Raw genomic sequence first — 13,260 nt, 5'->3', positions numbered from 1 at the left:
CCCGTTGGGGGTTGCGGAATGTGGGTTTAAATGTCTGTGCGTTGCATCTGCGGTTTCCTCGCTCAAAGATTGAGGCAATAAGTCTAATGAATAATGGCTACTGACTACTTACTAAATCAATCATTAATAAATTCACCTTCACAGATAATCGAGTCTCTGTTCTCCAAATCTTCTTGATTCCAGACCGCGTTTAATGCTGCGGAACTTAAGGAAGTTGACATCGTATTTAAGGTTGTATTGTAGTATTCTACAGCATTATTAAGTTCTACCTGTGGCGCTTCCTTAAAGTACGAATTAATATCAGGGGTGCACCGCTGGGCCTGGTAGTATACATAAGCTTCCGCATTAATGCACATTACGTGGTAAAAATCCTTATTTGCTGCCGTCACATCTCCAAGTTTATACAGTGCTAAACCCCGGTTGAGATAAGCTTTAACATAGTTCGGATCGAGTTCTACTGCTTTGTCAAAGTCTTCAATTGCAAGCTGCATTTGTTTTAATTTATAGCGAACGCAACCTCTGTTATAATAGGCATAAACATTTTGTGGATCGATGGCGAGTGCAATGTTGTAATCGGCCATCGCCTGCGTATTGTCTCCTAATTGGTGGTAACAGAGACCTCGATTTATGTAAGCTTTGATATATTTAGGATTCAACCGCAGCGTTTCATTAAAGTTTTCTGTGGCTGCCTCTTTTTCTCCCAAAAGGTAGTAAGCGCGCCCCCGGTTGTAATAGGTTTTATAATTGTTGGAATTGATAGATAGAGCTCGATTGTAGTCTTCTATTGCTTCTTCGTAATTTCCTAAATTAGCAAGTACAAGTCCCCGGTTGTTGTAGATAGCGTGGCTGTTAGGCTTATTTGCTAAAGCGCAGTTGAGATCTTCAATGGCTTTTTTGTGTTCTCCGAGATGACGCCAAGCATTGCCTCGATTCAAGTAAGCCTCGAACAAATTAGGATTGATATCTAGGGCTTGGCTGAGGTCGGCGATCGCTTTTTGGTAGTCTTTCATGTAATAGTAAACCAAGCCGCGATTGTTATAGGCTTTGGCATCGGCGGGATTGAGTTGCAGTATCTGATCGAAGTCCTCAAGTGCCGCTTCATAGTTTCCTTTCTTGGCGCTGTGCAAACCGCGCTTGTAAAATTGTTTGAGGTTCATAGGTCAACTTTCAAGAGTGCTTGATTCTGGGGGTTGATTCCTTTGCTGTCAGTTTTGAGTTCGACAGCCGTTAATCTGTTGAAAGAGCATCCACCTGCGGTTAGATTAACTCTTCAATGATTCCCGGCAATCTACCGTAAACAGGATTTTTGGTTTATTTTAACAGTAGTTAAATCCTGTTGAAAGGCTCTGCACGTCTGCTGGATTTACTTATTAGTCAGTTCGATTGTTTACCCGATCGACTTAATCTCAAAAGTCTAGTTTTACTTGGTGATCTGTGTCTCTTGATGTGGCGGCGATCGGCTCGATCGCCAAATTAAGTTTGAGACCGCTACTCAGTATAAATTGTTACCAGCCGTCCTACCGAGTAAACTCTATATTTTTTTGACAAACTTCGTCTCAGTATTTGCTGCCGTACGTCTCTACAAACTTTTGTTGCCTAATTACCAATTACCGATTGATTTCCTCTTCCACATAAACTCTCAATTTCTCCAAATCGGGAAGTTCAATCAATTCTTGTTCCTTTTCCTTAACCGACATGGGCATCATCACAGGTTTACGCTGCTCGATCCAGCAACTCGCCAGCGGTAAAGTTTGTTCCAAATCTTCCAAAGGCCTCGGAATTACCATCACCGCGTTCAACTCGCCAATTCGCTCAGCTTCGTACATTCCGGCCTCTACGGCTACTGCTACATCTGCTACTGCACCGCGAATAATTGCCGTGCACAAACCGGCGCCTATTTTCTCGTAAGCTGCTAAGTGTACGTCTGCGGATTTGAGCATAGCATCGCAAGCACCGACCATTGCCGGAAATCCCCGCGTTTCGAGCAAACCGATCGCCTGATTGCTAAGCCGAGAATAACTGCCTTTTTCCGAAAGTTCAGTCAGCCGAAAGCCGATCGGCAAAACCACTTCCAAATTAGCCAAAGGTCTAGCAATCACCAACTTAGAAACAAACTGCCCGAACTGTTCGGCAGTTTGAGCTCCAGCTTCCACAGCCAAACGCACATCCGAAATTCTGCCCCGGACGATCGCGGTACAGTGACCGGAACCAATTTTTTCGTATCCTACTAAAATCACTCCTGCCGACTTCAGCATCATGTCAGCAGTCCCCACAATTGCCGGAAAACTCTTGGTGGATACCAAACCCAAAGCAGTGTCTTTGAAGTATTCCTGGCGCTGCGATCGCTCTTCGTGACTGTTACGATCTGTTTGTCCGTCCATCTTCTATTACCCTTAGAAACTTCCCAAAATAAAAATTTGTTGATAGTTTATAGTTTCTCAGATGAGAAGACAGACTGCACGAGCTACAAGACACAGATTGCTACGGCAAGGCCTGACAAATTGCTGAGCTACCAATAATATGAGATTACCTATTTATATTTGATCTTTCTGCCTTCAGCATAGCTGCCTTTTGCCGAAATGACGGCTACCCGGAACCGCCCGATAGAGTTTGGCCGTTTTCCTCCGATCGATTAAAAGCTTGTCGGTGCGGAAACAGTGTCCCCAACAGCCGATTGATGTGAGCTTGACCGTAGAGAATAGTCGGTGTTTCCCCTGGTTGGGGCGGATCTGCGGCGGTGGATTCCGGCGGGTCTGGGGCCGTCTCCGGCGCAGTTTGAGGCGGTGTTTCGGGGGGTTGTGGCGGCTCGATCGGCTCGACCGGTCGATCGACTGGTGGCGTAGTGGCTTCGGGGGTTTCTGGTGATGTTGGCGCTGTTTTTGGCGCTGTTGCGGTTGCTTCTTCTGAGGCGGCTTGGCGGCTGGTATCTCCGAGTAGAGAACCTGCTGCCATAATTTGCATTTTGTCAATACAAGGATTGATTAGGGTGGTCGCGGCGCCAATACAGGCATTTTCCCCGATCGTTCCCGCACCTACCACCAGCACTCCTGCACCAAGAATAACGCCCGCCGCGATTTCCAGAGTACCTTCACGGGCGTGAAGGATAACTCCCATACCGATACAGGCACCGGCGGCGATCGAGATCCGGCTTCCGGGATCTGCTTGCAGGATTGCTCCAGGGGCGATCGCCGCACCCTCATTCACAACTACATCGCCACTCATCAAAATCTGAGAGTTGCTACTTAATTGCAGTGGCGATAAATACATTCAACTTCACCATGAAAGGAGCGATTTTTTTAGATCAAAGGACTTTAAATTATGGGTTTTTTCGACTAATAAATTTAACCATGTCAATCTAAGAAACGATAATTTACTAATACTGAGAAGATTGATGCTTTAACGTTTTCTAGAAAGTTCCAGAAGATTCTAGATTTTGACCAACCCTTCTCAATCGAGCTTTTTAACTATCTCAAATCCAACTTCAATCCGCTTGGATTTCTCCCGTGGGCACCTGTGCGAGGGCTTAACGGGAGAAACAAGCTAATTACCAGGCAAATTAAGGTCGTTGGATAATTTCTTCGAGTACCCGGCGCTTCGCCTTGGAGTCGATACCCAGCAAACGGACGTACTCGCCACTGTGTTCTTTGAGACAGCTTTCGAGGGCAGAAATCACTTCGGATTCGCGGTTGGATGCGATCGGGGCGCAACTGCTCCAAGAACCGGTGCGGAAGCGGCGCGCGTCGGCGTGTTCCGTGCCAATTTTGTAGCCTTGGGAAAGCAGGTTGCGGACTTGGTCGATCGTCTTGCCGGTCAAACTTCCGCTGCTGGCTGAACCAGTCGAAGCTGCTTTGTATCCCGAGGTTGCTGTCGGCTTAGCCGATTGAGCAACTGGGCCGTCGGGACGCTGAATAATTTCTTCAACCACGCGCCGCTTAGCTTTCGGGTCAATCCCGATCAAGCGCACGTATTCGCCCGGGTACTCGTTCATCACAGCTTCCAAAGCGGCGATCGCCTCAGATTCGTTTCTGACTTGCAGCGAAGCCCCGCTTTGCCAAGAACTGGTGCGGAAGCGGCGCGCGTCGGCGTGTTCCGTGCCAATTTTGTAGCCTTGAGCTAGCAAGCCACGAACCTGAGTCACTGTTTCGGCACTCAATTTTCCGCTTGACACGGAACCGCTATTGTGGTATGAAGCTTGTTGTGCAACTTTACCGTTAGATTGGTGAGTTTTCGCACCGTTAGAACCGTTAGAGCCGTTGTCTCCCGGTCTTTGGACGATTTCTTCTAGTACGCGGCGCTTGGCTTTGGTGTCAATCCCAATCAAGCGGACGTATTCTCCTTGGTGTTCAGCCATGCAAGCTGACAAAGCCGCGATCACTTCTGAGTCACGGGTTGAGGAAATCGGGCCGCAAGTACGCCAAGAACCGGTCCGGAAGCGGCGTGCGTCGGCGTGTTCGGCTCCCACGCTGTATCCTTGAGCTAGTAAATTACGAATGCTATCGGCAAGAGTTGAACTCAATTGGGTGCCGGCATGGGTAGAATATTTGGTTTGAGTCATATTTGGGTTTTTAGTTTGCTCGTTGCGAATTGGTGCTAGACAGGCGATGTTCTCAGCGCAGCGATAACCCGTTCTCAGAGCGTCATTGATGCCGATGACATGGGTCGCAAATTGAATGTCAGAATCTTGAACGTCAGGCAAGCGATCGGCTTGCTTCTGATTAGTGATGATGGCTCCCGAAGGTACGTACTTACCGGGGGGAATCTCCACATCTTTAATTAGTACGTGCATCATGACAATGCAGCCGTTGCCCACTCTGGCATTGAACACCGTGGAGCGAAAGCCGATAAAGCAGTTGTCGCCCACGTAGGCCGGGCCGTGAATTAAACTCATGTGGGTGAGGGAAGTATTTTTCCCCACCCACACAGAATAAGATTTGTCGTCGTCTCCTGTGACTCGGCCTTGTTCTAGGCCGTGAATCACTACTCCGTCTTGAATGTTGCTTCCTTGTCCGATATAAAAAGGAGTACCTTCATCGGCGCGGATAGATGTCCCGGGGGCAATCATCACATTAGAACCGATCTGCACATCCCCAATAATGTTAGAAAAGGAATGTACGAAGGCGGTGTCGTGAATTTTAGGCTCAGCCAAGTTTTTCGACCAAGGCGTCGGGGGAGCCGCAACGTTGCGGACTGCCATAAATTAAGTTCTCCTAAACTGAAAAATCTTTTTGTTAGTTGTTAGTTGTTAGTTGTTAGTTGTTAGTTGTTAGTTGTTAGTTATTTTTCCACTAACTGCTAACTGCTAACGCTTGCAACTAGCCGTACGGGTCGTCTTTTTTACTGTAAATGAGGCGGTTTTCTACATTGACAGTATCTATAATGCCTACTACTAGAGCATCGATCGGACGGTTTTCGCTTCCGGGCGCGATCCGGGCTGCGCTGCCTCGGGTCACTAAAACCCATTCATCTATACCAGCGCCCACACAGTCAGCGGCTACCTCATAGCCGGGAACTGGCGAACCTTCCTCATCGATGAATTGCAGCAGTAGAAATTTCGATCCTCTCAGCGTCGGCTCTTTTTGGGTACTGACAACTGTGCCGAGAACTTTGGCCATTTGCATTTTAGGTAATAGGTAATAGGTAATTGGTAATTGTCATTTTTACAGGGTCACTTGTCTTTTTTTTATTAGTTTTGCTCAGTCCGCTGTCCGCCGTTTAGAGTTATTCGTCTAGTAACTAATGACTCATGACTCATGACTCATGACTCATGACTAATGACTAATGACTAATGACTCATGACTAATAACCAATATCCCATGCCCACCTCAATTAAAAATTAAAAATGCTAAATCAAAAACATCGCGATTTTTAATTTTTAATTACCAAACGCCCCTAACAGCCGTGAAGCGAAGCTATCCCGTAGGGAATCGCCTATCTTATGATCTGTTGAGAGGGCGAATGCCGCTGACGCCTTCACGGAACTGTTCTACAGCTTCGGTGTAGCGAATCGGCAACACGTACTCTAAGTTTTCGTGAGGGCGGGCGATAATGTGGGTGGACATCACTTGTCCGCCGTTAACGCGCTTCACTGACTCTACTCCGGCTGCGACAGAAGCTTGCACTTCCGAGACATCTCCTCTTACAATGACCGTAACCCGAGCGCTACCGATTTTTTCGTAGCCTACCAAGGTGACGCGGGCTGCTTTGACCATCGCGTCAGCGGCTTCTACCACTGCGGGGAAGCCTAGGGTTTCGATCATGCCAACTGCAATTGCCATTGGTTTTACTCCTGATTGAATATTTGGGGAACTAAACAGTTAATTTTTGACGATCGCACAAATTTTCTTTTAAGAAAACTTTTGTGCGCTAAGAACTTAGTAGCCTCGGAACTGTTCTACTGCTTCTGTATATCGAATCGGCAGAACGTATTCTAGGTTTTCGTGGGGGCGAGCGATGATGTGGGTAGAGACGACTTCTCCGCCGTTCACACGCTTGACGGATTCCACTCCTGCTGCGACTGAGGCTTGGACTTCCGACACGTTGCCGCGCACAATTACGGTGACGCGGGCGCTGCCGATTTTTTCATAACCCACAAGGGTAACGCGGGCAGCTTTGACCATAGCATCGGCAGCTTCCACAACAGCGGGAAAACCTTTTGTCTCAATCATTCCCACGGCAATTGACATTTTTGAATCTCCTTTGAGGATGAGCGAAATTACCGTTACAAATCTTTGAGAAATCTAAAAATTTGGACGGGGAGGCCCACATTTTTTAGTAATGCAGTGTAAAGCTTCCTATCCTATAAGAATAGGGGAAGGTGTCCACCTTGACAATATAAACTAACATCATAATGTTTAATAACAAAAATTAAAATTTTTTATGTTACTTAAAATAATTTAATATTTATTTAATAATCTTAATATTTAGAGGGATAGATACCGAGAGCTAGGGGGGATTAAAGTAAGTAAGAATACTCATCAAGTAGAGTTCGGTATGCGAAGCCGGAGCCGATCGCTGGCGGGAAACTAGGGGATTTCAAAATGGGGATCGCAGGGAAATCGGCAAAAAAGGCAGTCTTGGCCCATCGGCAGGCATTTTTTTCTTTGACTGCCTCCTCTGCTCAGCCTATAATTTTGTGTTGAGATAATTATCAGTTTTGATGCTTTCATGTATAGTTAATCTGGACTGCAAATTATTTTGCCACAACTATACGATCGGGTTTAGTCAAAGTTTTAGGGCCTCGCGCGATCGCCCGCGACTGTTTTTGTATAAAGGCAGCTCGTAATTTGAAGTTTAAGGGATAAATTAAATGACTCAATTTCTCCTCCAAGCCTGTTGGTGGGTACCTTTATATGGCTTAATAGGCGCAATTTTAACTTTGCCGTGGTCTACCGGCACCATTCGCAGAACAGGGCCAAGACCTGCAGCTTACTTCAACTTGCTGATGACGGTGGTGGCTTTCATACACGGATCAGTTATTTTTACAGCGACTTGGGATCAACCGCCTCAACAGTTGCTCGTGCACTGGGTGCAAGCAGCCGATTTAGATTTGTCTTTTGCAATAGAAATCTCCACCGTCAGCGTCGGAGCAATGGAGTTAGTTAGTGTTCTGAGTTTGCTAGCACAAATTTACGCTCTAGGCTACATGGAAAAAGACTGGGCGCTAGCTCGATTTTTTGGGCTGATGGGTTTTTTTGAAGCTGCAATTAGTGGCATTGCCATTAGCGACTCGCTGCTTCTAACTTACGGTTTGTTGGAAGTGCTGACGCTTTCAACTTATTTGCTAGTCGGGTTTTGGTACGCTCAACCGCTGGTAGTAACGGCCGCTAGAGATGCGTTTTTAACCAAGCGTGTAGGAGACGTGCCACTGCTGATGGGAGTAGTGACGCTTTCAACTTTAGCGGGAAGTTTGAATTTTTCCGATTTGGAAACATGGGCGGAAACAGCAACTTTGTCTCCCCTAGTGGCGACTCTTTTAGGTTTGGCTTTAATCTCCGCACCTACGGCCAAGTGCGCTCAATTTCCCTTCCATTTGTGGCTCGACGAGGCGATGGAAGGGCCCAACCCGGCTTCGATTATGCGGAATACGGTAGTTGTGGGCGCTGGGGCTTATGTTTTGATTAAACTTCAGCCTGTTTTAGCGCTGTCGCCCGTGACGGATGCGGTGCTGGTGGTTTTGGGTGCGGTAACGGCTGTTGGCGCTTCCTTGGTGGCGATCGCCCAAATCGACATCAAAAGAGCACTATCGCATTCTACCAGCGCTTCTATGGGTTTGGTGTTTATCGCCGTGGGGCTAAATCAAGTTGACATTGCTTTGCTGTTGCTGTTCGCCCACTCGATCGCCAAGGGCCTATTATTCATGAGCGTAGGGTCAATTATTACCACAACTAACACTCAAGATTTAACAGAAATGGGTGGGTTGTGGTCGAAGATGCCTGCCACGACTACGGCTTATTTAGTAGGCGCTGCGGGGATGGTAGCGCTGTTGCCTCTGGGCAACTTTTGGGCAATGCGGCGCTGGCTCAACGGTTTTTGGACTGTGCCTTTGTGGCTGGTAGTTGTGTTGCTTTTGGTTAACGGTTTGACAGCGCTAAATTTAACTCGCATATTCGGTTTAGTGTTTGCTGGAAAACCGCAGCCGAAAACTCGCAGAGCTCCAGAAGTTGGTTGGCCGATGGCTTTGCCGATGGTAATTTTGACAGTGATGGGGCTGTTGGTTCCTTGGATGTTGCAGCGGTGGCAACTGTTAATTAGTTGGACTGGGCCTTGGGCGGAAACGGGAGATTTTGATGCTTTAAATTTGCTTTTGAAGACGCTGGATACGCCGCTGTTGTTGTTATCTGGGTTGATTGGCGTTGCGGTTGGGGTGGCGATTTATTGGTACGGGGTATTACCTCGACCGGTACGGCTGCCGGTGCCGGCGGTGCAGGATTTGTTCGCTTACGATTTTTATATCGATCGAGTTTACCGCTTGACTGTCGTTTGGGCGGTGGCTTTTATTTCTAAAATCAGCGCTTGGACTGATAGGTATGTGGTGGATGGGGCGGTGAATTTGTTCGGTTTTGCCACAATTTTCAGCGGCGAAGGGTTGAAGTACAGCGGCACCGGTCAGTCGCAGTTTTATGTGTTGACTATTGTGGGGGGGGTTGCGGTGTTGCTGGCGTTGATTATTTGGCAGTTTTAAACCGCAGAGGTTGGCAGATGAATTTTTCGGGGTTTGTCTGCTTTTTGTCTGATGTTATTTAATTTTAAACCGCAGATGAGGGCGGATGAACGCAGATGAACGCAGATGATTTTATTCTGGGTTTGTCTGCTTTTTTATCTAATTTTATTCAAACTCGATCGGCCATAATTCTGTCACCGCAACTTCCCAACCGGGCAAAAGTTCGGGAATTGAAATCATGTCGCCGTCTCTCAATACCACTGGCTCTGCTTCCGGAGTGTAAATTGTTACTGTACGCTTGTCTGGGTCGATTAATATTCCTACTTTTGCTCCGAGTTCGATAAATGATAAAATTTTTTCTCGCAGGGGTTTGAGGCGATCGGACTGAGATTTGATTTCTACAACTAAGTCGGGAACAAGTTCGGCAAAATACCTTTTACTTTGTTTGAGGCGATCGGCTACCACAAACGAAACATCGGGTGCTGTAAGATTTGAATTGGGGAGAATAAACCCGCCGCTGGACTCAAACACTCGTCCGAGTTTGCGCGGTTTGACCCAGTTTAGTAAAAGTCTGACTAACTCTGCCCCAATTTCGCTCGATACAATGTCTGATGGGCCCATAACGATAATCTTCCCGTCTACCAGTTCTAATTGGTAGTCGAGATGTGCTTCCGAGAGTATACTTTGCAGTTGTTCCAAGTCGGCAACGGTGAGGCGGGTGGAAGGAGAACCGGATTTAATTTGCAAATCTTCTGGCTCTGTAAGACTTGAGGTCATAGGAGGATTCCAGAGACATTTGAATCTATGTTAACAAGAAAATCAGCCGATCGCTTTTTTATTCAGTTGCTTTGCGTTAATGTTAAATATAGCTCTAAATACTGTGTAACAAAGGAAAGTTTTAATTGATGCTCAGTGCTTTAATCTGGATACCAATGTTGGCTGCCGCCCTGATTGGGCTCTGGCCCGGTTCAGTGAGTTCTAAAATAGTTCGGAATGTCGCGATCGCCATTGCGGGTATAGCTTTTATTCTATCGGTGATTTTGGCAATTCAGTTTGATGCCAGTACCAGTCAGTTGCAGTTTGGGGAATTCATTCCTTGGATAGATGTTTTGGGATTGAATTACAATCTCGGTGTTGATGGTTTGGCTCTGCCTTTGGTAATTTTAAATACTCTGCTGACAGGGGTAGCTATTTACGCTACGGATGAGTCGATCCGCAGACCTCGACTTTATTATTCTTTGATTCTGTTAATTACTGGCGGCGTAACAGGGGCTTTTTTATCTCAAAATTTGCTGCTATTTTTCCTGTTTTTTGAGGTAGAATTGATTCCGCTTTACCTGTTAATTGCGATTTGGGGAGGCGAGCGCCGGGGTTACGCTGCTACTAAGTTTTTAATCTATACTGCATTTTCGGGAATTGTGCTGCTGGCTGCTTTCTTGGGCACTGGTTGGCTTAGCGGTGCTTCGAGTTTCGATATGGTTGGTGCCGCGGGCGCATCGCATTTGCAAGGAGGATTGCCCTTGCCTTTGGTAAGGCAAATTGTTTTGCTGGCAGGGGTGTTGCTGGCTTTTGGAATTAAGATGCCTTTGGTGCCTTTTCATACTTGGCTGCCGGATGCTCACGTAGAAGCTTCGACGCCGGTTTCGGTGCTGCTGGCGGGGGTGCTTTTGAAGCTGGGAACTTATGGGATGCTGCGCTTTGGTTTAGGTTTGTTTCCAGATGCGTGGGCGGTGGCGGCGCCGACTTTGGCGAGTTGGGCGGTGGTGAGTGTGCTTTACGGGGCGAGTTGCGCGATCGCCCAAAAAGATATGAAAAAAATTGTAGCTTATAGTTCGATCGCTCACATGGGCTACATTTTGTTAGCTAGCGCCGCAGCTACTCCGATTAGTCTGCTGGGAACTGTTTTACAAATGGTTAGCCACGGTTTAATTTCGGCGCTACTATTCTTAACCGTCGGCATTGTTTACAAAAAATCCGGCACCCGCAACATCGATGTGCTCAAAGGTTTGTTTAATCCCGATCGCGGTTTGCCGATGATTGGCAGTTTAATGATCCTCGGCGTGATGGCAAGTGCCGGCATTCCGGGTTTGGCTGGATTTATTGCTGAATTTTTGATATTTCGGGGCAGTTTGCCAGTGTTTCCGGTGCAAACTTTGCTCTGCATGATCGGCACTGGTTTAACTTCAGTTTACTTTTTAATTATGGTCAACCGCGCCTTTTTCGGCCGCCTTTCGGATGTGGTGGTAAATTTGCCGCAAGTCCGCTGGCGCGATCGCATTCCTTCGCTGGTTTTAGCAATAATTATTGCAATCATGGGAGTGCAGCCGGGAGTTGTAGTTGCTTTGAGCGAAAAAACTGCGATCGGAATGGTAGCTAATGTGCCACCCCAAATTAAAGTGATTGCTCAAAACTTGAAATAAAATATGACCTAGGTTCGTAGCATCGGACTTTAGTCCTATGGCAGTTTTCAATCCCATGAAATACAGCAGACGCCTGTAGGGACACGGCACTGCCGTGTCCCTACCTATTCCATTCATCAGTGTATCCGTGTTCAAATCCGTGTCGTGCCTTCCTTCAATTAAGGTTAAATAAAAATGAAAAGTACCGTATTAAAACCCTCTTCCCATCCCCTATCTGCATACATTGACATCTTGGAATCAGGCCAAGCTTTACTGCCTGAATCTACGGAAAATGTGGTTGAAGTTGTCGGCGTGCTGAAAAGTTATGCTATTGTTTTAGATGCCTATTCTCGCAATCTCAACTATATTGCAGAAGAACAGTTTTTAGTGCTCTTCCCATTTTTTAAATATTTCAACGGAGATGTGAATCTGCCCAAATTAATGCGCTATTTGTGGCACGATCGCATAAATTTTGAGTATGCTGAGTATTGCATGAGAACAATGCTTTGGCACGGCGGCGGCGGTTTGGACAGTTATTTGGATTCCCCGGAATTTAGCAGTTTGGTCGAAAAAGCGATCGCAGCTAAGCTGAAAGGCAATTTTTTCATGCAGGGACTCAACAAAACATTTCCTGATTTTTTGCCGGAACAAGTGCGGATGCTGGCTTACTACACCGGCCTCGGTCAGTTTTGGCGGGTAATGAGCGATTTGTTTATGGACTTATCTGATTCCTACGAACGAGGGGAAACAAAGTCTATTTCTGACGTAGTTAATTTTGTCAAAGCCGGTTTAGTCGCCGCGGCCAGTCTACCGATTACCTACAGCGTCAAGATTCACGGCAAAGTCTACGATATCATTCCGGCCTCGGCTAACTTGACATTTTTACCAGATGTAGCAGTGCCTTATGTAGAATCAATTTTCTTCCGGGGCACTGCGTTTTTTGGCACAGTTTCCTACAACGCTCAAGCTCATCAAATCCCGGAAGAACAAAGAGAATTTGCCTACGGGGCTTTGTTTGCTGACCCTTTACCTATTGGAGGTGCAGGGATTCCGCCAACTCAATTGATGCAAGATATGCGTCATTATTTGCCGGAGTATTTGCACGAAGTTTATCGCACTAGCTGTCGGGGTGAAGACGATGTGCGGGTGCAAATTTGCCAAAGTTTTCAGAAGTCGATGTTTTGCGTGACGACGGCGACTATTTTGGGTTTAGCACCTCATCCCATGAATACCTCAGATCCAGAGGAAAAAAAGGCTAATCGAGCTTATTTGGAAGGTTGGATGGATCGATTTGGGAATTCTCGCTTGGATTGGGCAAATCAGCCAACTAACCGGGCTTGTCAGTTGTTCCCCGAACGGTAGAAGGGCGACTGGTTTTTAGGGCGCAATGTCTCTCGGAGTTCCAAGAATATTACCTGAAGAAAGCAATTGCTTACTTTTGGATACCGAAAGATCATCCGGGCGATCGCAATTATCTCACGTCCCGTAAAATAGCCGTTATCAGGCAAGTAGTGAAAACTTCAGTCCACAGACTTTTATGAGGACTGAAGTCCTCAGTACCAAACAATTTTATAGTCATTTTATCGGACTTAATATGACCTGATAAATTGTTTGTTTTCGGTTCATTGTGATTGCTTTCATCATAGGTATATCCGCTAACGCTTAGACTGGTAATGACCGGATAAAGCACTTCTTATTTCC

11 protein-coding genes are annotated in these 13,260 nt (G+C 46.6%); 3 read left to right on the top strand and 8 right to left on the bottom strand.

The window, feature by feature from the left end; all coding sequences use genetic code 11:
• Nucleotides 1-116 precede the first annotated feature (116 nt).
• The 7 genes from QUA90_RS03950 to QUA90_RS03920 form a co-directional block, all read right to left on the bottom strand.
• Nucleotides 117-1,157, bottom strand: coding sequence for a tetratricopeptide repeat protein (locus QUA90_RS03950; protein WP_333443938.1), 1,041 nt, complete (start codon nt 1,155-1,157; stop codon nt 117-119).
• A 450-nt stretch (nt 1,158-1,607) separates the two neighbouring features.
• Entirely contained in the window at nt 1,608-2,381 is a 774-nt protein-coding gene (locus tag QUA90_RS03945; protein WP_333202721.1) for a BMC domain-containing protein, read from the bottom strand.
• Between the two features lie 205 nt (nt 2,382-2,586).
• Nucleotides 2,587-3,267: a carbon dioxide concentrating mechanism protein gene (locus QUA90_RS03940; RefSeq protein ID WP_333443936.1), complete on the bottom strand. Its 681-nt coding sequence runs from the start codon at nt 3,265-3,267 to the stop codon at nt 2,587-2,589.
• A gap of 289 nt (nt 3,268-3,556) precedes the next feature.
• Entirely contained in the window at nt 3,557-5,194 is a 1,638-nt protein-coding gene (locus QUA90_RS03935) for a ribulose bisphosphate carboxylase small subunit (RefSeq protein ID WP_333443934.1), read from the bottom strand.
• 118 nt (nt 5,195-5,312) lie between these two features.
• Entirely contained in the window at nt 5,313-5,618 is a 306-nt protein-coding gene (locus tag QUA90_RS03930; protein WP_006635057.1) for a EutN/CcmL family microcompartment protein, read from the bottom strand.
• A gap of 315 nt (nt 5,619-5,933) precedes the next feature.
• Nucleotides 5,934-6,275: a carbon dioxide-concentrating mechanism protein CcmK gene (locus tag QUA90_RS03925; protein WP_006635058.1), complete on the bottom strand. Its 342-nt coding sequence runs from the start codon at nt 6,273-6,275 to the stop codon at nt 5,934-5,936.
• Between the two features lie 96 nt (nt 6,276-6,371).
• Nucleotides 6,372-6,683, bottom strand: coding sequence for a carbon dioxide-concentrating mechanism protein CcmK (locus QUA90_RS03920; RefSeq protein ID WP_006635059.1), 312 nt, complete (start codon nt 6,681-6,683; stop codon nt 6,372-6,374).
• A gap of 623 nt (nt 6,684-7,306) precedes the next feature.
• On the opposite strand from QUA90_RS03920, the gene QUA90_RS03915 reads away from it, so the two are divergent.
• A complete protein-coding gene (locus QUA90_RS03915) occupies nt 7,307-9,181 on the top strand; it encodes an NAD(P)H-quinone oxidoreductase subunit F (RefSeq protein WP_333385093.1) in 1,875 nt (624 codons plus the stop codon).
• A 144-nt stretch (nt 9,182-9,325) separates the two neighbouring features.
• Here QUA90_RS03915 and QUA90_RS03910 read toward each other — a convergent pair whose 3' ends face one another.
• Complete coding sequence (locus tag QUA90_RS03910) at nt 9,326-9,937, bottom strand: Uma2 family endonuclease (protein ID WP_333443932.1); 612 nt, start codon at nt 9,935-9,937, stop codon at nt 9,326-9,328.
• A gap of 128 nt (nt 9,938-10,065) precedes the next feature.
• Between QUA90_RS03910 and QUA90_RS03905 the strand changes: the two genes are divergently transcribed.
• Nucleotides 10,066-11,580 carry an NADH-quinone oxidoreductase subunit M gene (locus QUA90_RS03905; protein WP_333443930.1) on the top strand — a complete coding sequence of 505 codons (1,515 nt, stop codon included), beginning with the start codon at nt 10,066-10,068 and terminating at the stop codon, nt 11,578-11,580.
• A gap of 174 nt (nt 11,581-11,754) precedes the next feature.
• Complete coding sequence (locus QUA90_RS03900; protein WP_333443928.1) at nt 11,755-12,921, top strand: CO2 hydration protein; 1,167 nt, start codon at nt 11,755-11,757, stop codon at nt 12,919-12,921.
• Nucleotides 12,922-13,260: the final 339 nt, after the last annotated feature.

Source organism: Microcoleus sp. D3_18_C4, assembly GCF_036702355.1.
Classification (GTDB): domain Bacteria; phylum Cyanobacteriota; class Cyanobacteriia; order Cyanobacteriales; family Microcoleaceae; genus Microcoleus.
This window is presented reverse-complemented; position numbering and strand designations above follow the sequence as displayed.

Bases quoted from the DNA above. Each gene is read 5' to 3' on its own strand.
- QUA90_RS03920 (WP_006635059.1), bottom strand. From the start codon at position 6,683: ATGTCAATTGCCGTGGGAATGATTGAGACAAAAGGTTTTCCCGCTGTT.
- QUA90_RS03940 (WP_333443936.1), bottom strand. From the start codon at position 3,267: ATGTATTTATCGCCACTGCAATTAAGTAGCAACTCTCAGATTTTGATG.
- QUA90_RS03900 (WP_333443928.1), top strand. From the start codon at position 11,755: ATGAAAAGTACCGTATTAAAACCCTCTTCCCATCCCCTATCTGCATAC.
- QUA90_RS03910 (WP_333443932.1), bottom strand. From the start codon at position 9,937: ATGACCTCAAGTCTTACAGAGCCAGAAGATTTGCAAATTAAATCCGGT.
- QUA90_RS03905 (WP_333443930.1), top strand. From the start codon at position 10,066: ATGCTCAGTGCTTTAATCTGGATACCAATGTTGGCTGCCGCCCTGATT.
- QUA90_RS03915 (WP_333385093.1), top strand. From the start codon at position 7,307: ATGACTCAATTTCTCCTCCAAGCCTGTTGGTGGGTACCTTTATATGGC.
- QUA90_RS03950 (WP_333443938.1), bottom strand. From the start codon at position 1,157: ATGAACCTCAAACAATTTTACAAGCGCGGTTTGCACAGCGCCAAGAAA.
- QUA90_RS03945 (WP_333202721.1), bottom strand. From the start codon at position 2,381: ATGGACGGACAAACAGATCGTAACAGTCACGAAGAGCGATCGCAGCGC.
- QUA90_RS03935 (WP_333443934.1), bottom strand. From the start codon at position 5,194: ATGGCAGTCCGCAACGTTGCGGCTCCCCCGACGCCTTGGTCGAAAAAC.
- QUA90_RS03930 (WP_006635057.1), bottom strand. From the start codon at position 5,618: ATGCAAATGGCCAAAGTTCTCGGCACAGTTGTCAGTACCCAAAAAGAG.
- QUA90_RS03925 (WP_006635058.1), bottom strand. From the start codon at position 6,275: ATGGCAATTGCAGTTGGCATGATCGAAACCCTAGGCTTCCCCGCAGTG.